At 69.1% G+C, this 20,677-nt stretch carries 22 protein-coding genes and 1 pseudogene; 10 read left to right on the top strand and 13 right to left on the bottom strand.

Going from position 1 to position 20,677, the window contains the following annotated elements; genetic code table 11:
• Together DEU38_RS24400 and DEU38_RS24395 are read right to left on the bottom strand one after the other, a co-directional pair.
• Positions 1-333, bottom strand: a pseudogene (locus tag DEU38_RS24400) (DUF222 domain-containing protein); the annotation flags it as partial.
• Between the two features lie 62 nt (positions 334-395).
• Entirely contained in the window at positions 396-1,016 is a 621-nt protein-coding gene (locus DEU38_RS24395) for a class I SAM-dependent methyltransferase (protein ID WP_114723962.1), read from the bottom strand.
• 269 nt (positions 1,017-1,285) lie between these two features.
• Between DEU38_RS24395 and DEU38_RS24390 the strand changes: the two genes are divergently transcribed.
• The 3 genes from DEU38_RS24390 to DEU38_RS24380 all read left to right on the top strand — a co-directional run bounded on the left by DEU38_RS24390 (position 1,286) and on the right by DEU38_RS24380 (position 3,176).
• The gene (locus tag DEU38_RS24390; RefSeq protein ID WP_114723961.1) at positions 1,286-1,732 is read left to right on the top strand and encodes a hypothetical protein; all 447 of its coding nucleotides are present in this window, start codon (positions 1,286-1,288) and stop codon (positions 1,730-1,732) included.
• Between the two features lie 54 nt (positions 1,733-1,786).
• Positions 1,787-2,383, top strand: coding sequence for a CHAP domain-containing protein (locus DEU38_RS24385; RefSeq protein WP_114723960.1), 597 nt, complete (start codon positions 1,787-1,789; stop codon positions 2,381-2,383).
• Between the two features lie 73 nt (positions 2,384-2,456).
• Positions 2,457-3,176, top strand: coding sequence for a DUF3592 domain-containing protein (locus tag DEU38_RS24380; RefSeq protein WP_147283584.1), 720 nt, complete (start codon positions 2,457-2,459; stop codon positions 3,174-3,176).
• A gap of 25 nt (positions 3,177-3,201) precedes the next feature.
• Here DEU38_RS24380 and DEU38_RS24375 read toward each other — a convergent pair whose 3' ends face one another.
• Genes DEU38_RS24375 through DEU38_RS24365 form a run of 3 tightly spaced genes read right to left on the bottom strand, consistent with a single transcriptional unit; the run spans position 3,202 to position 5,993 of the window.
• Positions 3,202-3,753, bottom strand: a complete 552-nt coding sequence (locus DEU38_RS24375; protein ID WP_258558134.1) for a hypothetical protein — start codon at positions 3,751-3,753, stop codon at positions 3,202-3,204.
• Positions 3,750-4,559, bottom strand: a complete 810-nt coding sequence (locus DEU38_RS24370) for a MerR family transcriptional regulator (RefSeq protein ID WP_114723958.1) — start codon at positions 4,557-4,559, stop codon at positions 3,750-3,752. Before DEU38_RS24370 ends, DEU38_RS24375 begins: the two co-directional genes overlap by 4 nt.
• Positions 4,560-4,619: 60 nt before the next feature.
• On the bottom strand, positions 4,620-5,993 hold the full coding sequence (locus DEU38_RS24365; protein ID WP_114723957.1) for a glutamine synthetase family protein: 1,374 nt from the start codon (positions 5,991-5,993) through the stop codon (positions 4,620-4,622).
• Between the two features lie 45 nt (positions 5,994-6,038).
• On the opposite strand from DEU38_RS24365, the gene DEU38_RS24360 reads away from it, so the two are divergent.
• Both DEU38_RS24360 and DEU38_RS24355 read left to right on the top strand, forming a co-directional pair.
• The gene (locus tag DEU38_RS24360; RefSeq protein ID WP_114723956.1) at positions 6,039-7,226 is read left to right on the top strand and encodes an amidohydrolase family protein; all 1,188 of its coding nucleotides are present in this window, start codon (positions 6,039-6,041) and stop codon (positions 7,224-7,226) included.
• Positions 7,227-7,365: 139 nt separating this feature from the next.
• A complete protein-coding gene (locus DEU38_RS24355) occupies positions 7,366-8,988 on the top strand; it encodes a long-chain fatty acid--CoA ligase (RefSeq protein WP_114723955.1) in 1,623 nt (540 codons plus the stop codon).
• On the opposite strand, the gene DEU38_RS24350 is transcribed toward DEU38_RS24355, so the two are convergent.
• A complete protein-coding gene (locus DEU38_RS24350) occupies positions 8,975-9,421 on the bottom strand; it encodes an NUDIX hydrolase (protein WP_114723954.1) in 447 nt (148 codons plus the stop codon). The genes DEU38_RS24355 and DEU38_RS24350 overlap by 14 nt on opposite strands.
• Positions 9,418-10,017: a TIGR00730 family Rossman fold protein gene (locus tag DEU38_RS24345; protein WP_114723953.1), complete on the bottom strand. Its 600-nt coding sequence runs from the start codon at positions 10,015-10,017 to the stop codon at positions 9,418-9,420. The genes DEU38_RS24350 and DEU38_RS24345 overlap by 4 nt, the downstream gene beginning before the upstream one ends.
• 63 nt (positions 10,018-10,080) lie before the next feature.
• Here DEU38_RS24345 and DEU38_RS24340 point away from each other — a divergent pair, with 63 nt between their 5' ends.
• On the top strand, positions 10,081-10,671 hold the full coding sequence (locus tag DEU38_RS24340; protein ID WP_114723952.1) for a TetR/AcrR family transcriptional regulator: 591 nt from the start codon (positions 10,081-10,083) through the stop codon (positions 10,669-10,671).
• On the opposite strand, the gene DEU38_RS24335 is transcribed toward DEU38_RS24340, so the two are convergent.
• The gene (locus tag DEU38_RS24335) at positions 10,642-11,799 is read right to left on the bottom strand and encodes a YbfB/YjiJ family MFS transporter (protein ID WP_309473115.1); all 1,158 of its coding nucleotides are present in this window, start codon (positions 11,797-11,799) and stop codon (positions 10,642-10,644) included. The two genes, DEU38_RS24340 and DEU38_RS24335, sit on opposite strands and share 30 nt — an antisense overlap.
• Before the next feature lie 64 nt (positions 11,800-11,863).
• Between DEU38_RS24335 and DEU38_RS24330 the strand changes: the two genes are divergently transcribed.
• Positions 11,864-12,721 carry a LysR family transcriptional regulator gene (locus DEU38_RS24330; RefSeq protein WP_114723951.1) on the top strand — a complete coding sequence of 286 codons (858 nt, stop codon included), beginning with the start codon at positions 11,864-11,866 and terminating at the stop codon, positions 12,719-12,721.
• A 1-nt stretch (position 12,722) separates the two neighbouring features.
• On the opposite strand, the gene DEU38_RS24325 is transcribed toward DEU38_RS24330, so the two are convergent.
• Positions 12,723-14,354, bottom strand: coding sequence for an FAD-dependent monooxygenase (locus DEU38_RS24325; RefSeq protein WP_114723950.1), 1,632 nt, complete (start codon positions 14,352-14,354; stop codon positions 12,723-12,725).
• A 32-nt stretch (positions 14,355-14,386) separates the two neighbouring features.
• Positions 14,387-15,349 (bottom strand): MBL fold metallo-hydrolase, encoded by a 963-nt coding sequence (locus tag DEU38_RS24320; RefSeq protein WP_114723949.1) that lies wholly within the window; start codon positions 15,347-15,349, stop codon positions 14,387-14,389.
• A gap of 126 nt (positions 15,350-15,475) precedes the next feature.
• On the opposite strand from DEU38_RS24320, the gene DEU38_RS24315 reads away from it, so the two are divergent.
• The 3 genes from DEU38_RS24315 (at position 15,476) to DEU38_RS24305 (ending at position 18,029) form a co-directional block, all read left to right on the top strand.
• The gene (locus DEU38_RS24315; RefSeq protein WP_114723948.1) at positions 15,476-16,042 is read left to right on the top strand and encodes a MarR family winged helix-turn-helix transcriptional regulator; all 567 of its coding nucleotides are present in this window, start codon (positions 15,476-15,478) and stop codon (positions 16,040-16,042) included.
• A 134-nt stretch (positions 16,043-16,176) separates the two neighbouring features.
• The gene (locus tag DEU38_RS24310) at positions 16,177-16,518 is read left to right on the top strand and encodes a DUF485 domain-containing protein (RefSeq protein ID WP_114723947.1); all 342 of its coding nucleotides are present in this window, start codon (positions 16,177-16,179) and stop codon (positions 16,516-16,518) included.
• A gap of 2 nt (positions 16,519-16,520) precedes the next feature.
• Positions 16,521-18,029 carry a cation acetate symporter gene (locus DEU38_RS24305; RefSeq protein WP_114723946.1) on the top strand — a complete coding sequence of 503 codons (1,509 nt, stop codon included), beginning with the start codon at positions 16,521-16,523 and terminating at the stop codon, positions 18,027-18,029.
• A 195-nt stretch (positions 18,030-18,224) separates the two neighbouring features.
• On the opposite strand, the gene DEU38_RS28720 is transcribed toward DEU38_RS24305, so the two are convergent.
• The 3 genes from DEU38_RS28720 to DEU38_RS24290 form a co-directional block, all read right to left on the bottom strand.
• Positions 18,225-18,476 (bottom strand): hypothetical protein, encoded by a 252-nt coding sequence (locus tag DEU38_RS28720; RefSeq protein ID WP_181818930.1) that lies wholly within the window; start codon positions 18,474-18,476, stop codon positions 18,225-18,227.
• Positions 18,477-18,624: 148 nt separating this feature from the next.
• Entirely contained in the window at positions 18,625-19,830 is a 1,206-nt protein-coding gene (locus DEU38_RS24295) for an enhanced intracellular survival protein Eis (protein ID WP_114723945.1), read from the bottom strand.
• Positions 19,831-19,874: 44 nt separating this feature from the next.
• Positions 19,875-20,606 carry a polyprenol monophosphomannose synthase gene (locus tag DEU38_RS24290; protein WP_114723944.1) on the bottom strand — a complete coding sequence of 244 codons (732 nt, stop codon included), beginning with the start codon at positions 20,604-20,606 and terminating at the stop codon, positions 19,875-19,877.
• Between the last annotated feature and the right edge of the window lie 71 nt (positions 20,607-20,677).

Here is a 20,677-nt window from a genome sequence, read left to right as displayed (position 1 = left end):
GGCGGAGATGCGGCCGCCGTCGAAGGCGTCGGCGATCTCGGGTTGGCGTCGGAGGGCTTTGCCGAGGGCGAGGATCCGGGCGGCGGCGGGTACTTCGAGGAGGGTCGTCGATGCGAGCCAGAGCTTGACGCTGCGGAAGCCGATCGCGTCGAACGAGACTGCGCGCTCGTCTATTTCGGCGACAGCGGCGACGCGGAGTGTTTCGAGGCGTTCGATCTCGCGGGAAATGTCGACCGCGGCGGCGAGGAGCTCGGATTCGGGGAGCGCGCGCACGTCGTCGGCGTGCAGCGGTAAGGCTGCTGCGCCTGGTTCGATGATTCCCCCCGGATTCATGCACTGAGTTTAATTCGAACTGATGTGTTCGAGTCAATGGATTGGTCGCCGAGACTCGAGCCTCAGCGTCGTCGCGCGACCAGGTGCACCTCGGGGAATCGATGGTTCGCATCCGGCCTGCTGATCGTCCGCCACACCTCGTCGAAGCCGGCGTCGGCAAGCGCAGCGGCGAGGCGGTCCGGATGCCAGAGCCAGGCCGGCGCCACGGCATGGTCGAACTCGATCACCTCGCCCACGGCATCGGTGGTCTGACCGGCAACCGCGACGAGTACGCCTGGGGCCACCAGTGCAGACCAGTGATGCAGTACTGCAGTAACTTCCGCGGGTGGGACATGGATGAGGCTGAACCTCGCCAGAATGGCTCGGACCGTTACGCCGGCGAGCTCGTCGCCGGCCAGGTGCGCGTCACCGTGGACGAATCGGAGGTGGGGATAGCTGCGTCGGGCGATCCCGAGCATCGCGACGCTCGGATCGATGCCGAGCACGTCGAGTCCCTTGCTCGCGAGGTCGGCGGCGACATCGCCGGGACCGCACCCGACATCCAACACCGCGCCCTCGCCTGGACTGTCATGCACGAGATCCGCGAACGCTGCGATGACCTGACGCTCGAGTGGCGTCAGGTACGGAGATGGAAACGTCTCGGCGTAGAGATTCGCCATGACGTCGTATCCGGGCTGATCCATGCCTCGAAGTGTCTCAGACGATCGTGTCCTGCGACGTAGAGTCGACGCGGGCGGGGTAGTCAGGCGAGGGGGAATTCGTGTCGAGGGTGAAGTCTGCGACCATCGGAGCAGTGGCAGGTGCGATCATGTTGGCGGGCTGTGGCGCCGATTCGGGATCGCCACAATCGGATTCGCTGCCCGCACCGCCAGCTACGTCCACTCCCGCCGACCGCACCGGCAGGATCCAGTTCGGCGCGACTCCTCTACCCCCGGCGACGCTCGAGCCCCCCGTGCCCGCCGTGCCCGCCACCGACGTCCCGTCGCCCGGCGGTGGTGGTCCCACTGCGGCAGTGGACGACGTGCGGATCGAGATCGACGCCGACACCGGCATCGAGAGGGTTGTCTATCTGTTCGACGGTTCCGGTGTTCCCTTCTGGAAGGCGGGATATGTCGCCGAGGCGGTCCCTTACGGAGGCGGTCCGACCCTGCCGGTCACAGGGCGGGCGATCATGCAGGTCGACATCATGGGTACCGCGCTGCCCGCGCGCCGCCTCTACGACACCGCAACTCCCTTGGCGGGACCGGACCGGTCCCGCGTAACCCAACTCTTCCTGCTGCCCGACACACGAGACGTGAACGGAACCACCCAGTCCTTCATCGGTCTTCGCGCCGAGCCTGCGCAGTTCGAAATTGTGACCGTCGAGGATCCGCCCCAGCTGATCATCGAGTTCCGCTGACCGTTCGGGTGCCGCCACCCGAGCACCGTGTCGTTTCCGGCTACATTCGAGGGCATGAGCGCACAGCCCGTCGCCCGTCGTCGTCGCCTCGCCATGTGGATCGCATCCGTGATCGCGGTGCTGGTGCTGGCTGCGGGCGCGGTGCTGTGGTGGGCGCCCGATCGGTACCTGCCGTGGGACACCGCGGCCTTCCCGGACGTCGACACCGCGACGCTGACTCCCACACAGGCCAAGGTGGTCGACCTCCTCGAGGCCGAGCACCGCGAGCAGCGGCCCGGCACCTTCTATTCCGACGGCGCGAAGGAGCCGTGGTGCGCCAACTTCGTCAGCTGGATCATGCGCGAGGCGGGGGAGCCGCTGTCGAATCCGAACTCCGGGTCGTGGCGGATCCCGGGCGTCTACACGCTCCAGGAGTACTACGAGGCCGAGGGGCGGTTCGAGCCGATGGGCAACGGCTACCGTCCCAAGACCGGTGACGTGGTGTTGTACAACAACGAGTTCCGTATCGGTCAGCACACCAACTTCGTCGTCGCTGTCGACGGCGACAACGCCACCACCGTCGGTGGCAACGAACTCGGCAAGATCCGGGTCCACGACCTCGATTGGGAATCCGATTCCGCCGTTGTCGGTTTCGGTCGACTCGATTCCTGATCACGCCGGGCAGAGTCGACCGCTTATGCTCGCTGTAGGAGCACGCCATCCAGTGGCGTGAGGGGGAGTTTCGATGAGCACGATCGATCCGATTGCCGCCAGACGCGCGCGACTGAACCGTCCACCGGGTGTGGGGCGGGTCTCGCTTGCCCTGATGCTGCTGTTCGCCGGGGGCGCGGGCATGGGGTACGGCTGGCCGAGGATGTTCGGCGGTGGCATGGAGCCGGAGTCCTTCGATCCGCCTGCGCTCGCGTTCGTCGGGGCCCTCGCCGGTCTGCCGCTGGCGATCGCCGGGTTCATCCTCTGGGCGTCGATCGCCCTCGAGGCCCGCCATCTCGGACTGCTCTACGGTATCGCCGCCTGGTGGACCGGTGCCGGCATCGGCGTGATCACCGCCGGGCGGCAGATCGGTGACAGCCCGATCGTGACCGGCATCGGATACGGCTGCCTCGTGATAGCGGCGATCTGTCTGATCGGTGGACTGAACGCAGCGCGCGGACGGCGGGCCCGACGCGCCGGCGACCACCAGACCAAACGCACCGGCACGGTCACCACGGCGATCGTCAGCGACAAGGGATACAGCGTCTTTCGGGAGAGTGATCGGATCTTCACCGCCGTGACGTTCTCGTTCACCGACAGCGGGAACACCCAACGATGGGTGCAGCGGCGGATGGTCGTCCATGCCGCCACCCCCGTTGTCGACGGCCAACAGACCCGACTCTGGTACGACCCGGCCGACCCCGGCAACGACAAGAAGATCGTCGTCGAGCTGGCGGACGAGTGGTCGCTCTGAACTCCTTGTGACGAGAAGGTTTTCGTCAGCACCTCATGCTCAGTCGGGCGCACAGATCCCTCGGCGCGTCGACGTACAGGCTCACCCCGGTGACCAGGGACGACTCGAGTTGCGTGGTGGCCGTGAGCTTGTCGACGGGGACCGGCACGTCGAAGTCGATGTCGACGACGGTTCCGTCCGGACCCGGCAGATAGAGCCGGCCGTGGTGGATGCCGGGGGAGGTGTGCTGGAACCGCCGGCTGGGGAGGGCCCGGGCGATCCGACCCCGATCGACGGACAGGATCGTCGCCCGGCCTGACCGCAGGATGAGCTTCTGGGCGGTCACCAGGTGCGGATGGACGGCGCGGGTCGCGAGCCAGCCCGCCGCAGCGGCGACAGACGCGACGGTGAGTACGAGGAGCGCCACCCGCAGCCACTGCCACGGCACGAGCAGGTGCACGGCCGTGGCCTCGACGCCGGTGGCGACGAGAAACGCCACCGGGATGCCCAGCGTGCCAGCGGTGTACCCGAATGTGGAGACGCCGTCGCCGGCTCCGTCGACTCGTCCGCGGCACCACAACCACAGCGACCGGATCACGGCGAGACCTCGGGCACGATGCCGAGTCGCTGCAACAGGAGGGTGAAAACGGCGCCCTGGGCCTGATCGGGGACGAGGTCCGTGACGGACACCGTGGATCCGTCCAGGGACGGGACAGCGGATTTCCACTGTTCGAGGATGCCCGCCTCCGCCAGCACCGGCCGAATCGTGGTTTCCGTTGCCTCGACGAGTGATTCGATCTCGCTCGTGCACTGGGCCGGATCGTGGCCCCTCAGGGCGGCGAACCGCCGGTACAGGTTCACGATCCGGTCCCTCGCGCGCTCGTCGGCGAGTTGACGCGCGGCGGAGTCGAAGAACGCTTGGGGGGCCGCCCCGGAGATCGCCACCAACTCGAACGCGTCGCGCTCCCGTTCGAACTCGGCCCGCACGGCGGGATCGGACTCGGTACCGATCAGATCGGCGAAGATCAGCGCCAGGCCCGGCGGAAGCGGGGAGACCGGTCGTCCGGCCCGATGGGCGGCGAGCATTTCCTGCAAACGGCTGCTTTTGGTTGCCAATACCTGGCGTTCCGCCTCGATGGAGTCGATCAACGCGGTCAGGTCCAACTCGAGGTCGTCGGCCGCCGCTTCGTCGGTGGTGGCGGACACGATCGACGACACCGAGCCCAATGGCACCCCCGCACTCGCGAGCCACCGCACCCGCATGAGCCGGACGAGGTCCGCGAGATCGTACTCGCGATACCCGTTCGCCAGCCTCCGGGGCTCGTCGAGCAGGCCGAGTCGGTGGTAGTGCCGGACCGTGCGCGGTGTGGTTCCTGCCGCCTGTGCGATGTCGCTGATGCGCATGAGACCAGCATCAACTATGACGCTACGTCAGGGTCAAGACCAGGCCGCGGTGGGCGTCTGTCAGAACGCCCACCGGAGCGCCGCGGCGATGTCCTCGTCCGTCGCGCCGCTGAACTGCTCGATTTCGGCGCGGTGCACGTCGACGATGGTGCCGGCGAGTTCGGTGCCGAATGCGTGGGTCAGCAGCGCGTCGGCCTCGAACGCATCGGTGGATTCGGCGAGCGATGCTGGGAGACGACGGATTCCGCGTGCCTCTCGTTCCTCCTCGGACAGCGATGCCGGGTCGACGTCCACGAGTGCGGGCAGGCGCAGGCCCGCGCGGACGCCCCACATCCCGGCGAAGAGCAGGCCGGCCATGCACAGGTACGGGTTGGCGGACTGGTCGAGGACCTTCACCTCGAGATTCGCCGCGCGGTCCTCGTCGCCGGTGCTGCCGGTGATCAAACGCACTGCAGCCTCACGGTTCTCGTACCCGCACACCTGGAACGGCGCCGCCCACGCACCCGGCACCAGCCGCAGATAGCTCGCGACGGACGGCGCCCCGACGGCCAGCAGCGCCGGCAACCGTTCCAGGATTCCCGCCGCGAACGACTCTGCGGTGTCGGTGATCCCGCACGGCCCGTCGCCTCCGCTGTGCAGGTTGATCCCCTCCCGCCACAGCGACAGGTGCACGTGTCCGCCGTTGCCGACGCCCGCGGCCTCGACCTTGGGGGAGAAGGACGCCCGCAGGCCGTGCCGTGTGGTTACCGCGCGGATGGTCTCGCGCACCAGTACGAAGGTGTCCGCGGCGCCGAGCGGATCCTCGGCGGCCACCGACACCTCGAACTGTCCCGGCGCGTACTCGGGATGGATCTGCTCCACCCGCACGTCCTGCTCGCGCAGCGCGGACAGCACGTCGGCGAGATACCCGGACCGCTCCACGAGCCGGGCGAACCCGTACGCGGGCCCGCGGGTGGCGGGCACGAAATCGTTCTCGTCCTGCCCGATCACCCATTCGATCTCGAATGCGGCTCTGGCCGTCAGATCGTCCTCGACGAGCTGGGCGACGGCGCGGCGAAGCAGGCCGCGTGAGTCCTGGGGATGCAGGTCGCCGTCCTGCGTGTACCGGTCGACGGGTGCCCACGCCCATCCCGGCAGCGCGGTCAGCACCGTGACCCGGTCCAGGTCGGGCAGCAGGCGCAGATCGCCCACTGGGCCGCCGGCGAAGCGTCCGGCGACGATGGTGTCGTCCGGGGTGAACGCGTCGAACACGGGGGAGGCACCCACACCCCATGTCGCGGCCCGTTCGAACCGCTCGACGGGCACCGCCTTCATCCGGTTGACGCCGCTGTTGTCGACCCAGGTCAGGGCGACGCCGACGACGCCGCGCGCGGTGAGCCGCCGAGTCAGCCGCGCGGCCTCGAGAGCCCGTCGGTCACGTTCGTGCCGATCCATCGCATCTCCCTCGCGCCGGGCCTGATCAGCGGCACAATGGCGTAGATGGCGCCGTTCCCAGACGATACGCCGGGACCGCCCGGCGAGAACCCGATTGCGGAGCTGGTCGACAGGATTGCCCTCGTCGACCATCACTGCCACGGGATCGCGCGCGAACCACTCGACCGCCCCGCCTTCGAGGCGTTGCTGTGCGAGGCGGCCGCGCCCGGTCCGTGGCACGGCAGCCTCTTCGACACCCAGGTCGGGTTCGCGGTGCGGCGGCTGTGCGCGCCCGCGCTGGGCCTGGAGCCGCACGTCGCACCCGACGACTACCTCGAGCGTCGTGCCGAACTCGGTAGCGACGAGGTGGCCCGGCGACTGCTGCGGGCGGCCGGGATCGCCGAGTACCTCGTCGACACCGGGTTTCGGCCCGAGAGCCTGACGACGCCCCACGAGTTGGCCGCGTACACCGGCGGGACCGCGCACGAGGTGGTGCGCCTGGAATCACTTGCCGAGCGCGTGATCGTCGAGCACGGCCCGCCCGACTTCGCGGACCGGTTCCGCGAACAGGTTCGCAGTGCTGCGGGGTCCGCCGTCGCGTTCAAGACGATCGCCGCGTACCGGGTGGGGCTCGATCTGCCGCCCGAACACCCCTCCGACGCGGCGGTCTTCACGGCCGCGGTGCGGTGGGCGGCGGACATCGACGGCGGCGCGCCGGCGCGACTGGTCGACGGGACGCTCACCCGGTTCCTCATCTGGACGGCGGTCGACGCCGGGCTGCCGATCCAGTTCCATGTCGGGTACGGCGACACCGACACCGACCTCGCCCGCGCCGACCCGCTGCTGCTCATGCCGCTGCTGCGCGCCACCGCGGACCGCGGCGTGCCGATCATGCTGCTGCACAACTACCCGTTCCACCGGCACGCCGGTTACCTCGCGCAGGTGTTCGACCACGTCTTCGTCGACGTCGGCCTCACGGTGCAGAACGTCGGAGCCCGCGGTGCGACGAGGATCCTCGCCGAGCTGCTCGAGCTGGCACCGTTCGGGTCGGTGCTGTTCTCCACCGACGGTTGCGGCCTGCCCGAGTTGTTCCATGTGAGCGCGGTGCTGTTCCGTCGGGCGTTGGGGAATGTGCTCGAGGATGCGGTGGCGCAGGAGCATTGGAAGGCCGAGGATGCGGAGCGGATCGCCGGGATGATCGCCCGGGACAACGCGCGTCGCGCCTATCGACTCGGGTCCCGACCCATCGGTTGATGCAGGCCGGCCGTTGGTCAAGCGACCGATTGGTTCGAAACGCCGAGGTGGGGGGAGAGTGACCCAGGTCTCCCTCGTGGCGTAGTTTCGGCGCACAATGACCTCGCCACACCGGCACGCATCGATCCAGGAGCCGTCCATGCTGAGCACGATGAACGATCTGCCTCTGTCCATTGCGCAGTTGCTGCGGTACGGGAGCACCGTCCATGCGGACGCCGAGGTGATCACCTGGACGGAGGCCGGGCCGCGCCGTCGCACATATGCCGAGGTGGGGCGGCGGTGTGCCGCGCTGGCGCACGCGCTGCGCGGACTGGGAGTCGAGGGCGACGACCGGGTCGCGACGTTCATGTGGAACAACGCCGAGCATCTCGAGGCGTACCTCGCGGTCCCGTCGATGGGCGCGGTGCTGCACACCCTGAACATCCGTCTGTTCCCGGAGCAGTTGGTGCACGTCGCCAACCACGCCGAGGATCGGGTGATCATCGTCGACGCGACGTTGATCCCGCTGCTCGCGCCGCAGTTGTCGCAGCTGAAGACGGTGGAACACATCGTCGTCACCGGTGATTCGACGGTCGGATTGGAGGCACCTGAGGGGATGCAGGTGCACACCTACGAGGGTCTGATCGCGGGCCTGCCGACCGAGTACGACTGGCCGGAGCTCGACGAACGGTCCGCTGCGGCAATGTGTTACACGTCGGGTACCACCGGCGACCCGAAGGGCGTCGTGTACTCGCACCGGTCGATCTACCTGCATTCGATGCAGGTGTGCATGAGCGACGGTCCCAACCTGAAGCAGGGTGACCGTGCCCTGGCGGTGGTGCCGCAGTTCCACGCGATGTCGTGGGGTCTGCCGTACGCGGCATTCATGATCGGCGCATCGCTGATCATGCCCGACCGCTTCCTGCAGCCCGCGCCACTGGCCGAGCTGATCGCGTCGGAGAAGCCGACGTTCGCCGCCGCGGTGCCGACGATCTGGCAGGGCCTGCACCTGTACCTCGAGCAGCATCCGCAGGACATCTCGTCGATGCGGGAGGTGCTGATCGGCGGCGCCGCGGTGCCGCCGGCGCTGATGCACGCCTTCGAGGACGAACACCAGGTGTCGGTGCTGCACGCGTGGGGCATGACCGAGACCTCCCCGGTGGGCTCCGTGGGCCGCCCGCCGGCCGAGGCCACCGGCGATCAGCGTTGGAAGTACCGCTACACGCAGGGCCGGTTCCCGGCGTCCGTGGAGGCCCGCCTGATCGACGACGACGGCAACCGGGTGCCGCACGACGGCCGCAGCATCGGTGAGCTCGAGGTCCGGGGTCCGTGGATCACGTCGTCGTACTACGGCGTCGACGCTCCCGACAAGTTCCGGGACGGCTGGCTGCGCACCGGGGACGTCGGTTCCATCACGGCGGACGGGTATCTGACGCTGTCGGACCGGACGAAGGACATCATCAAGTCCGGCGGCGAGTGGATCTCCTCGGTGGATCTCGAGAACGCCGTCATGGGTCACCCGGCCGTGGCCGAGGCGGCGGTGATCGGTGTGCCGGACGAGAAGTGGGACGAGCGTCCGCTGGTGGCGGTGGTGCTCCGTGAGGGCAGCGAGGCCACGCTGGATCAGCTGCGGGACTTCCTGGCGGACAAGGTCGCCAAGTGGCAGCTGCCCGAGAACTGGGCGGTGATCCAGGAGGTGCCCAAGACCAGTGTCGGCAAGTTCGACAAGAAGCGGCTGCGCGCCGACTTCCACGACGGAAGCCTCGACGTCACCCGGCTGTGACGCGAAGGACCTGCCACGCCGGATCGGGCTCCGCCCCGGTCCACGCGCGCAGCAGCGCGTCGCTCGCGGGAAAGAGCGGGCGGGGCAGGTCCGTCGGGTCGACCCAGACCCATTCCGGAAAGATGTGCGGCTCACCGGGTCCGGCCGGCACTCCGCCGCTGCGCGCGTGCACGCCGAACACGACACCGCCACCAGCCGAGCCGGTGTCCACGACGGCCACGAACCCCGCGGCGTTCGTCGTATCGGAGAGGCCGGATTCCTCGAGACACTCGCGGCGAGCCGCCGCCTCGACCGTCTCGCCCGGTTCGAGGTGGCCGCCCGGCAGGCACCACGTCTCGGGTTCGGTGGGTTTGACTCTGCGGCCCAAGAGGATTCGCCCGTCGGCGCGCTCCACGACGATGCCGACCCCGACCTTGGGGCGTTCGGCGGTCATGCGGGCTCGAGGTCCGTGTCGGTCGGGCCGCTGGTTGTAGTCCACTTCGGCACCGGCGGAGCCCACCCCGTCATCGCGGCGCGCACCGCGTCGAGATCACCGGCGATCTGCAGCGCATCCCGCTGGTGTGCGCCGACGAATCCGGTGTCGACGAGATGATCGATCAGTGCGACGAGCGGCTGCCAGAAGCCTCCGGTGTCGAGCAGGAACACCGGCTTGGTGTGCAGCCCGAGTTGCTGCCACGTCCAGATCTCGAAGAACTCGTCGAGCGTCCCGGCGCCGCCCGGCAGGACCACGAACGCATCCGCGAGCGCGGCCATGCGCTGCTTGCGCGCGTGCATCGACTCGACGACCTCGAGGGACGTCAACCGGGGATGAGCGATCTCCTTGTCCGCGAGATGCCGTGGAATCACGCCGATGGCCTCCCCGCCGCCGGCGACGACTGCGTCGGCCACGGCGCCCATCAGCCCGACCCGGCCGCCGCCGTAGACCAGGCCGATCCCGGCCGCGGCCAGGTCGGTCCCGAAGGCGCTCGCCGTCCGGAGGTGGGCCGGGTCGTGGCCGATGGCCGATCCCATGAACGCGGTGATCCTCATAGCTTCCAATCCTGAATGCAACGCGACGTTGCGTTGCACTCTACCTCGTGACAGGGTGTGGGAGTGCCGGTAACCACTCCCGCTGCGGGCCGGAGCGGCCCCCGCAAGCGTCACCTCGTGCTGCAGACCGTCGTCGACGAACTCACGACGACGTCGTACGCGCAGTTGACGGTCGAGCGCATCGCGGAGGCGAGCGGGGTGCACAAGACCACGCTGTATCGGTGGTGGTCCGGCAAACCGGAACTGGTCGCCGACGCCCTCGCGACGCTGATGGACACCGGGCCGGTGCCCGACACCGGCAACACCCGCTCCGATCTCGTGGCGTGGCTGACCGGGACCGTGCGCAACTACGCCGGATCGCCCCTCGGTACCGCGATGCCGGCACTCGTCAGCGATCTGGCGTCGACGCCCGAGGGGCTCGACGCCTTCCGCACCGCATTCCTGGCCGAACGCCGCGCCAACTGTGCCGCGGTGATCGAGAGGGGAGTGGCGCGCGGCGACCTGCCGGCCGATCTCGACGTCGACCTGTTCATGGACGCGCTTGCCGGCGCGGTGTTCTACCGTCAGGTGGTCACCGGCGGCCTCGTCGACGCCGACACCGCGGAGCGGGTGGTGGATCTGCTGCTACCGGCGTCGGGTCGCACCCGCCAGTAGCGCGGCCACGACGAGAACGGCGGCGGCACAGACGAACGCCGCCCGGAATCCGTCACCCAGCATCGGGGTCACCGCGAGCGGTCCGAGAATCTGCCCGAGCCCGTACACCGCCGTCAACGCCGCCGCGGCGCGTGGAATGCCCAGTCCGAGCGCCGAATCCATGGCGAGCAGGGTGATGCCCATGAAGGTCCCGCCGAACAGGATCGCGGCGATCAGGGCGGCCACCGGACCGGCGACCAGTGCGGGAAGCAGTGCGGAGAAGGCCTGCAGCACAAGTGCCAGCGCGAGCAGCGACTCCGCGGACCAGCGGCGCAGCGCCTTCGCCCACAACAGTGGAGACGGGATCGCGGCGAGCCCGACCATCACCCATGCCGCCGGGCCCGTCCACTGCGCACCCCCGGCGGAGACCGCCGCGACCAGGAACGTACCGAGGATGATGTAGCCCAGGCCCTCGAGGAAGTAACAGGCGCCGAGTGTCCACCAGCGCGTCGAAGGTGACGCGCGCATCCGAGATCGGTTGTGGGCCAGTGGGGGAGGAGATCCGGGTGGCAGGCTCCAGGCGATCGCGGCGTAGCCGGCCGTCATCGCGGCAGCGGCGGCCCAGAGCACGTTCCACGACACGACCGGTCCGAGAACCATCACGAGGATGCCCGACGTCGCGATGCCGACCCCGACGCCGGTGAACGTCACGCCCGCCGACGGATGGCCGACCACCGCCGTGGCGCAGTACACGAAGACGGCGGCGCTGGCGATGCCGGCCACGACGCGCGCCGCCAGCCACAGGCGGACGTCCGTGCCGATGATCATCGCGAGTTCGCTCGCGATCAGGGCGAGGATCGACGAGCGGAAGAGGGCCCGCGAGCGCGCGCCGGACGGGTGGGCGGCCAGCGCGATCGCACCCAGGAAGTACCCGAGGTAGTTGGCGGTCGCGACCAGCGCGGTATCGGACGGCGCGAGCCCGGTCTGCTCCTGCATGAGCGGGAGCAGCGGGGTGTACACGAATCGGCCGACACCCATCGCCGCGGCGAGTCCGGCGGCGGCGCGCACCACCGTCGCGCGGGCGCGCCGGGGCGGAGCCCCCGTGTCGGTCCGGGTCGGCAGGTTCACGTGGTCCCCCTTCGTCGTCACGACGTTATGCGCGGCCGCCGGGCGTACGGAAATGCCGTTTCGACGGTCTCTATGCTCGTTGGTTATGAATGTCGAGCTGCGGCATCTGCGGGCACTGATCGCGGTGATCGATGCCGGCACCTTCACGGCCGCCGCCGAACGGCTGAACATCACCCAACCCGCGTTGACCCGAACGATCCAGCAACTGGAAGCGACGCTCGGAACCCGATTGCTGGAGCGGACGTCGCGGTCGATGGCGCCGACCGAGGACGGGCGGGCGTTCGCGGAACGTACTCGCCACGTCCTGGGCGACCTGGATGCCGCGATCGCGTCCGCGCAGGCCAATCGGACGGTGCGACTCGGATTCAGCTGGCTGCTTCCGGACCCGTGGGCACACGACACGATCGTCGCCTGCGAGGAACGCTCCGGCGCGCGAGTGTCGTTGCAGCGGTGCGACGATCCGCTGGCCGCGCTACGTGACGGCGTCGTCGATGCTGCGGTGATGCGCGGGGACGTCGCCGGCGGGCTGCTGGCCGTCCACCACCTGTTCTCGGAGCCACGCGTTGCCGCCGTCAGCGCCCGCTCACCCCTCGCGGAGCGGGACACGGTCACGTGGGCCGAGTTGGGAACGCACCCACTGGTGGTCAACACCCTGACCGGGACGACCCGCGCCGAGTCCTGGACCGAACCCGACCCGCATCGAGAGATCGTGACCTGCACCAACTTCGACGAGTGGCTGGAACTGGTCGCCGCCGATCGAGGGGTGGGGGCGGTGCCGATCGCCGCCCGACGCCGCGTGCACCACCACAACGTACGGTTCGTCGACATCGCCGACGCCGCACCGACCGCGGTGAGCCTCGTCTACGTCGCTTCCCGCGTGACTCCGCTGGTGCGGGTCCTGCGGGACTGCGCGCTGGCCGAGGCCCACCGCGTCCGGCGGTGAGTCAGCCGACCTGTCGCTCGCCGGCGGTCACCTCGGCGCCCACCGCCCGGCGCAGGGCGGCCGCCAGGGCCGGTCGGTCACTGCCGTCGACGACGGCCGCGATGTGTGCGTCCGGGCGCACGATCCACACGTCGTTCGCACCGGCTTTCGTTGCCGCCGTGAGCAGCCCGGTGGTGTCGATGTCCCTCAGGGCGTGGATCCGGATCGGGGAGTGGGTGGCGGTGAGGGCGGCCTCCCGGACCGCCGTCGGATCGACGTCGGCTCCGTGCAGCAGCAGGACACCGTGTCGGGCGATCTCCCGCAGGCGTGCGCAACTCTGGCCGCGCACGGTCACCGGGACGTCGGGTACCAGGACGCCGGGCACCGGGTCCGGGGCGACGCCGCGGGCCGGGCGTCCGGCGAAGGGGCGCTGGGGATCCGGAGTGGTCAACGGGGAGTCGACGTACCAGAACGGCTCCGCCAGTCGACCGGAGTCCACCTCGGCCCGGGCCTGTGGATCGGAGACCGCGGCCTCGAGCACCGACAGGCGGCGGGCGTGCTGTTCGTCGGTCTGCGGCACCAGGAAGTCCATCGTCGCCGACGTGACCGCGAGGTTCTCGGCCGCCGCGGCGCGGCGTTCCAGGTCGTACGTCTCGAGCAGTGCCGGATCGGCCCAGCCGCGCAGCACGAACGCGAGCTTCCACGCCGCGTTCTCGGCATCGCCGACACCCGAATTGAGTCCCCGCGCGCCGAACGGCGACACGATGTGGGCGCAGTCGCCCGCCAGCAGCACCCGGCCCACCTGCATGCGGTCGGCGAGGCGGGCGTGGAAGCGGTACACCGACTTCCACACGATCCGGTACGGGGTGTCGCCGATGATCTGTCGGATCCGGTCGTTCAGCGCGCCGCTCTCGGCCTCGGCGTCGAGGTCGTAGTCGCCGGGAACCTGCCAGTCGATGCGGAAGGTGGAGTCGGGGCACGGGTGGATCAGCACCTGCCGACCCGGATTCCACTCCGGATCGAAGTAGAAGCGCCGCTCGTTGGCCCAGCCCGGGATGTCGGCCTGGATGTCGCAGATGAGGAACTTGTCATCGAACGACCGGCCGGGGAACCCGACGCCGAGTTGCCGGCGCAGTTCGCTGCTGCGGGATCCGGTGGCGAGCACCGCGTAGTCGGCCGCGACCGTCACCGGGCCGGACTCGGTGGCGCACCCGAGCCGGACCTCGGATCCGTCCTGCTCGATCTGCTCGACCGGGTGCCCCCACCGCACGTCGATGAGCGGTTGCCGCGCGATGGCCGCGTCGAGGAGTTCCTCGGTGCGGGCCTGCGAGACGTTGACGAAAGGCGGGAACGGCGACTGCCCATGGTCCACGAACTGCTGCGAGAACAGTTCGTGTCCGCGGTGGAAGGTGCGCGCGGTGTCCCACGTGACGCCCTCCGCGGCGATCTGCTCGCCGACGCCGATCGCGGCCCACACCTCGAGCACGTCGCGCTGCTGGCAGATCGCCTTGGAGCCGATCGGGTCCCGCTCGGCGCGGCCGTCGAGCAGGACGACGCGCACGCCCCAGCGGGCCAGCAGCAGTGCCGTGGTCTGGCCCACCGGTCCGTTGCCGATCACGGCCACGGTGCCGGTGTGAATGTGGTTGACGCCCATCGAAAGATCCTCCTGTTACCGCTGTATCCGGCTCAGCCCTGCAGCTGGGCCCAGACCTCGCGGTCGCGGTCCGCGGTCCAGATGACGGGGCGTTCGATGCCCGACAGTTCGTCCCACACGCGCGAGACGTCGAACGGCAGGCAGTGCTCGAAGATCGGCCAGTGCCCGTACTGCTCGAACAGGGCGGCGTGGGTGGCCTCGAACGCCTCCTTGAGAGTGCCGCCGCGCTGCTGCACGGCGCCGACCTCGGCGAGCATGACGTCGAGGAAGTGGCGAGTCTGCTCGATCGCGGCGTCGACCTCGTCCCGGCCGCGGCTGACGGCGCCGCGGCCGCCGATCAGCGCCTCGGCGCCGAGGGCCTTGATCCCGTCGAGAGTGCCGGTGGCCCAATCGCGGTGGAAGGCGTCGCCGGTGTAGAGCGCGGCCTGGGCCTCCACGAGGTCACCGGCGAAGAGGATCTTCTGCTTCGGCAGCCATGCCACGATGTCGCCCTCGGTGTGGCCGCGGCCGAGGTACTGGAGAACCAGTTCACCACGGTCGCCACCGAGATCGATGGTGAGCCGGTCCGAGAACGTCATGGTGGGCCAGGTGAGGCCGGGCACCGACTCGGCGCCCTTGGCCAGGCGCGGCATGCGGCCGAACTCCGACGCCCAATCCTCCTGGCCGCGTTCGGCAATCAGCTTGTGGGTGTTCTCGTGCGCGACGATGATCTCGGCGTCGAACGCGGATGCGCCCAGGACGCGGACGGCGTGGTAGTGGGAGAGCACCAGGTACCGGACGGGCTTGTCGGTGTGCTGGCGCAGCTTGGCGAGCCAATCCTGTGCGGCGACGGGCGTCGCGAGGGCTTCGAAGCACACGACGAAGTCCTCGCCCTCGATCGCGCCGAGGTTGGGGTCGCCCTCCGCGGTGAGTGCGTACACGCCGTCGGCGAGCACTTCGAGGGTCTGCTCCTTCTCGCCGAGGTCGGCAGAGGAGGCGAAGGACAGTGCGGACATGGGGTCACCTCGAATAGTAAAAGCTTTGACTGAATATCTGGACAAGGTAAGCGGTGTCACACGCGATATGCAAGCCTTTGACCAAAGTTTCGGGGAAACGGCAGGTGCGGGCTCTACCCTGGCGGCATGACCGACGCGGAACGCGAGGGCGGCGACGGCCGCGCGACCCCTGAGAATGTGGACGATCTGGACTTCCTGTCCTTCGTGGATTTCGCCGTGCGCAAGACGACGCGGGCGATGCCGACGGTCGATCCGATCTCGATGAAGCTGGTCCTCGAGCTGACCCGGGTGGCCAGCGCACTGGTCTACGACCTCGAATCCACCGTCCACCGGCCGGGCGGCTGGAGTTGGCCGGGGTTCCGGGTGCTGTTCGTGCTCTGGCTCGCCGGTCCGAGCGAGGCCAAGCGGGTCGCGAAGCTGTCGGGTATGAGTCGGGCTGCGGTGTCGGCGCTGGTCAACACCCTCGAGCGGGACGGGTACGTCATTCGCCGGCGTTCCGAGGTCGATCGACGCGCGGTCGAGTTGAGCCTGACCGACGCCGGCCTCGACGCGATCACCACGACGTACGCCGACCACAACCGGCGCGAGCAGGTCTGGGCGGACGCGCTGACGAAGCCGGAGCGGATGGTCCTGATCGGCCTGCTCGAGAAGCTGGCGACGGCGTCATCGGTGGAGATCCACACCCGGGATTGACCGGACCGATCGGTCGACTTCCGGCGATTTCGCGCCGGGTCCTTGCGTCTTGTGAGCACCCTCACTTACGGTATGCCGACACTCAGTGATCAAAGGATTGATCACATACTCCGTTCATACCCTCGAGGTGACCCATGTCGATTGGTCTGTCCCCGGCCGATGCCGCGCCCCCAGACTCCCCTCCCGTCGATCCCGCACTCGACGCGATCCTCGATGTCGCGCGCCGTCGTCGCCGCGTTTCCCTCGGGTCGGCGGCCGTCCTGCTGACCGTGTTCATGGGCTACATCGCCCTCACGACGTCGACCACCGTCCTGTCCGGCCGCTGGGGCGGCCTCGGCGTCGCGTACTGGGTGGGCTTCGCCATCTTCGCGGGCATCCTCGTCGTCGCGCAGATCTACGTCCGCTGGGCGCGTCGGATGGACGCGATCATCGACACTCACCTCGCATCACTCGATGACACGAAGGATGGTGAGTGACAATGGGTTTGAGCATCGCTATCGTCGTCGCGATCATCGGTGTCACGCTCGCGATCACGTATCTGGCCGCCAAGCGCAACACCTCCACCGACTCCCACTACGTGGCCGAGGGGCAGGTGGGGCCGATCGGTAACGGTCTCGCCATCTCCGGTGACTACGTCTCCGCGGCGTCGTTCCTCGGCATCACCGGCCTGATCGGGCTGGCGGGCTTCAACGGCTTCTACCTCGCGACGGCCGTGCCGTTGGCGTACCTGCTGGTGCTGCTGATCATCGCCGAGCCGCTGCGCAACCTGGGCCGCTTCACGCTCGCCGACGCCGTCGCCGCCCGATTCTCCGGGCGTGGGCTGCGCGCGTGCCTGGCCGTCACCACCATCGTCATCTCGGCGATGTACATGGTGATCCAGTTCGTCGGTGCCGGCCTGCTGGTGCAGGCCCTGCTCGGCATCAAGTTCTGGGTCGCGGTGGTGGTGCTGGGCCTGCTCATGGTGGTGTACACGATGTTCGGCGGGATGCTGGCCACCACGTGGGTGCAGGTCCTCAAGACCGGCCTGCTGCTCGGCGGCACCGCGCTGATCCTGTTCCTGGTGCTGATGCGGTACGGCCCCAGTCCGCTGCACGTGGTCGACGCGCTCCCGGATGCCATGGTCTCGTCGCACGAGCAGAGCACCACCAAGACCTTCGACATCATCTCGCAGCAGCTCGCGCTCGCCCTGGGCGTCATGGGTCTGCCGCACGTGATGGTCCGCTTCCTCACGGTCAAGGACGCGAAGGCCGCCCGCAAGTCCGGAGTGGTGGCGCTGTGGATCTTCAGCGCGTTCTACGTCGTCCTGCCGTTCATCGGGTACGGCGCGCTGCGTGCGCTGGGCTCCGAGGAGATCGTGAAGGCGCACCCGCAGGGCAATCTCGCGGTGGTGCAGTTGGCCCGCGAGCTGGGCGGCCCCGTGCTCGAGGCGGTCATCATCGGCATCACGCTCGCGACGATTCTCGCGGTGCTCGCCGGCGTCGCGATCGCGACCTCCGGTGCCTTCGCGCACGATCTCTACACGCACGTCATCAAGAACGGGAAGGCCTCGGCCGAAAAGCAATTGAAGGTCGCACGCATGTCGCTGCTCGGCATCGCGATCGTCGCGATGTTCCTCGCGCTCGGCGCCAAGGGCTTCAATCTCGGCTTCCTCGCGAACGTCGCGTTCGCGGTCGCGGCCAGCACCAGCCTGCCGGTGCTGCTGCTGAGCATCTACTGGAAGGGCTTCAACCGGGTGGGCGCCACGTGGGCGCTCGTCGGCGGGTTGATCGTCAGCCTCGGCCTGGTTGCGATCAGCCCGAACATCCTCGGACCGACCGGGCTGATCCACGGGGTCGACCCGATCTTCCCGCTCACCATCCCGGCGCTGGTGTCGGTGCCGGCCGGGTTCCTGCTCGCCTACGTGGGCTCGCTGGTGGGACGGTCGAAGCCCGACGCCGCCGGCACGGACTTCGCCGAGATCGAGCGGCGGGCGCTCATCGGGCGCTGACCCGACACGAATCCCGAGCATCACAACGACGATCCGGCCGCTCGCTCGCGGCCGGATCGTCGTGCTGGTTGCGTCGGCCCCTTCGGCACGGGACGAACCACCGGCGTCGACCCCCGTTGACGCGCCAGGGCGCGGTCGCTGGACCTGAACGTGTCTGTGTATCAATCACAATTCGAGGAGTCGGTTGTGATCGATTCAAGGGCTCGTGTGCTTCACCACGATGTGCCCGACGCGACGCTCCACCTCTTCGACACCGGTCATTTCGCCCTCGAAACCCACCTGTCCCAGATCGCCCCGCTCATCGAGGGTGCGCAGATCGCCGTCGGGTTCGGTGATCTCGAGGAGGATCGGGGACGTTCCGTCCGCGCCCACGGGGGTGGGGGTGAACGCGAGACACACTGCGCCGGCGAATCCGGCTGCTGCCATGGAGTTTCGGAACAGACTCATGTGAATCCCCTTCGTGTCGACGATATGTGGGGCCAGCTGTGAGAGGTTCCCGACCAGACTGACGACCGGTCGGCATCACGCGAGCCGAACGAGCGCCGACGCGGAGAGATTCACCCGTAACGGGTGAGCCGTGGTGGTCGCGGCGGACTCAGAATCCCCAGCCGAGGACGGCCGCGCGATCGGCCCCGAATGCCAGGTCCAGCAGTGCCAGATCGCGCTCGGAAGCGGCGGTGATGCGGTGCGCCGCCGCGAGTCCCCGCGCCCGGTGCGCGCCCAGGTACAGGCTGCCGAGCGCGTCCAGGTCCATCGAGATGCGCGGCGCCGCGTCGGTGCGGCGGCACCGGGCCCGGCCGTCCCGGACGGTCAGTGCGAACACGCCGCCGCAGTCCAGATAGGGATCGCGGACGTCGAGCACCGTGTCGAGGTCCGCCTGGTACGAGCGGGCCTCGAGCGCGGCCGGAACGTCCATGATGCGCAGCCACAGGTCGTCCGCGAGGCGGGTGGTGCGGGGCAGGCGGCAGTCGGTGAGCATCAGTCGCAGCGCGTCGTCGGGGTGCTGGGTGACCTCGATGCGCTTCATCAGGTCCAGCCCGCACAGCGCGCGCCACAGTGCCGCGTGCGCGTCCGCGGTGACCGCGACCAGCTCCTCCACGGCTGCCACCATGTCGTCGTCGCTGCCGCGCCGACGGAACATCGCGTAGCCGTCCGGGTGGGTCAGGTAGAACAGCGCCGATCCGCCGTCGCGGTACACCTCGGGGTCGGCGAAGGTGTAGTCCCACTGGGCCTGCGGCCGGTTCTGCGCACCGGGCGTGATCCGCCGCCAGCGCTCGTAGATGTCGGGCAGGCGTTCGGCGGCCGTCTGCGCGTCCGTCAGCGTCACACCGCCCGGGTCGGGGGCGTCGGCACGGAACGCGGCGAACCGCCTGTCGATCGTGACGTCGGCGGCCACCGTGGCCGGTCCGTAGCCGAAGCGGCCGTAGATCCCGGCGTCGCTGGCGGTGAGCGCGGCGAGCGGGGTCCCGGTGGCCGCGATGTTGCGGTGCAGGTGCTCGAACAGCGCCCGCAGGACACCGCGACGACGGTGCGTCGGCGCCACCGACACCCACGTGACGCCGCGCGCCGGCACCTGGGCGCCGCCCGGCACGGTGAACTCCAGCGGCAGATCCATCGCCAACCCGATCGGGGTGCCGTTGTCGGTCGCGACGACGACGTCCTCGGTCCGCGTCAGCGCGCGGGTGAGGGTGCGGTCCGGATCGGTCGGGTGGTAGCCGAACGCCACCGCGTCCAGCAGTTCGAGGGCCGGCCAGTCCTGGTCGGTGGCCGTGCGGACGGTGATCGCGGAGTCGAGCGTCATACCTGCGATGGTGGCAGATCCGGGCCGGGAAGGCCCGTGAGTTTTCAGCGCTTGCCGAACCGCAGCTTCCACGGCACCAGTGCCGACTCGAGCTGCACGGCCAGGCTCATCTTCGACACGCCCTCGATGCGCTCCTCGAAACGGATCGGCACCTCGGCGATCTTCATGCCGCGGCTGGTGGTCCGGTAGTTCATCTCCACCTGGAAGGCGTAACCGTTGCTCTGGACTCCCGCGACGTCGATCGCTTCGAGGGTGCGGGCGTGCCACGCCTTGAACCCGGCGGTCGCGTCCTTCACGCCCAGTCGCAGGATCGCGTTCACGTAGAAGTTGGCCCACGCCGACAGCGCCTTGCGGTGCCACGGCCAGTCGCTCGCGACCGCACCCCCCGCCACGTATCGCGAACCGAGCACGACGGCCGCATCGGTGGTGGTCAGGGTGCGGATCATCGTGGGTATGACCTCTGCCGGGTGCGACAGGTCGGCGTCCATCTGGACGACGATGTCGGCGCCCTCGGCGAGCGCCCGGGTCATGCCGGCGACGTAGGCGCGGCCCAGGCCGTCCTTCTCGGTGCGGTGCAGCACCCCGATGGGGAACGGCGAGTCGATCGCGAGCTTCTCGGCGACCTCGCCGGTGCCGTCGGGGGAGTTGTCGTCGACGACCAGCAGGTGCAGGTTCGGGACCTCCAACGCCGCCAACCGCTCGACGATCTTCGGGAGGTTGTCGCGTTCGTTGTATGTGGGTACAACGACCGTCGTCTTCGGTGAACTGCTGTCCATGGTGCCTTCCTGATGATCACGGAGTCGTCTTCGGCAAAGGCGAGTCTGGTCATGAAAGGAGGCGATGGCAA

The sequence above is a fragment of the Rhodococcus sp. AG1013 genome, assembly GCF_003350365.1.
Taxonomy (GTDB): Bacteria; Actinomycetota; Actinomycetes; order Mycobacteriales; family Mycobacteriaceae; genus Prescottella.
Note: the sequence above shows the minus strand (reverse complement) of the source record. Positions and strands in the feature narration are given on the sequence as shown.

Coding starts and splice junctions, on each gene's coding strand:
- DEU38_RS24330 (WP_114723951.1), top strand. CDS start 11,864: ATGAATGTCGAGCTGCGGCATCTGCGGGCACTGATCGCGGTGATCGAT.
- DEU38_RS24325 (WP_114723950.1), bottom strand. CDS start 14,354: ATGGGCGTCAACCACATTCACACCGGCACCGTGGCCGTGATCGGCAAC.
- DEU38_RS24305 (WP_114723946.1), top strand. CDS start 16,521: ATGGGTTTGAGCATCGCTATCGTCGTCGCGATCATCGGTGTCACGCTC.
- DEU38_RS24360 (WP_114723956.1), top strand. CDS start 6,039: ATGGCGCCGTTCCCAGACGATACGCCGGGACCGCCCGGCGAGAACCCG.
- DEU38_RS28720 (WP_181818930.1), bottom strand. CDS start 18,476: ATGAGTCTGTTCCGAAACTCCATGGCAGCAGCCGGATTCGCCGGCGCA.
- DEU38_RS24395 (WP_114723962.1), bottom strand. CDS start 1,016: ATGGATCAGCCCGGATACGACGTCATGGCGAATCTCTACGCCGAGACG.
- DEU38_RS24320 (WP_114723949.1), bottom strand. CDS start 15,349: ATGTCCGCACTGTCCTTCGCCTCCTCTGCCGACCTCGGCGAGAAGGAG.
- DEU38_RS24345 (WP_114723953.1), bottom strand. CDS start 10,017: ATGAGGATCACCGCGTTCATGGGATCGGCCATCGGCCACGACCCGGCC.
- DEU38_RS24310 (WP_114723947.1), top strand. CDS start 16,177: ATGTCGATTGGTCTGTCCCCGGCCGATGCCGCGCCCCCAGACTCCCCT.
- DEU38_RS24385 (WP_114723960.1), top strand. CDS start 1,787: ATGAGCGCACAGCCCGTCGCCCGTCGTCGTCGCCTCGCCATGTGGATC.
- DEU38_RS24355 (WP_114723955.1), top strand. CDS start 7,366: ATGCTGAGCACGATGAACGATCTGCCTCTGTCCATTGCGCAGTTGCTG.
- DEU38_RS24295 (WP_114723945.1), bottom strand. CDS start 19,830: ATGACGCTCGACTCCGCGATCACCGTCCGCACGGCCACCGACCAGGAC.
- DEU38_RS24290 (WP_114723944.1), bottom strand. CDS start 20,606: ATGGACAGCAGTTCACCGAAGACGACGGTCGTTGTACCCACATACAAC.
- DEU38_RS24370 (WP_114723958.1), bottom strand. CDS start 4,559: ATGCGCATCAGCGACATCGCACAGGCGGCAGGAACCACACCGCGCACG.
- DEU38_RS24380 (WP_147283584.1), top strand. CDS start 2,457: ATGAGCACGATCGATCCGATTGCCGCCAGACGCGCGCGACTGAACCGT.
- DEU38_RS24365 (WP_114723957.1), bottom strand. CDS start 5,993: ATGGATCGGCACGAACGTGACCGACGGGCTCTCGAGGCCGCGCGGCTG.
- DEU38_RS24315 (WP_114723948.1), top strand. CDS start 15,476: ATGACCGACGCGGAACGCGAGGGCGGCGACGGCCGCGCGACCCCTGAG.
- DEU38_RS24350 (WP_114723954.1), bottom strand. CDS start 9,421: ATGACCGCCGAACGCCCCAAGGTCGGGGTCGGCATCGTCGTGGAGCGC.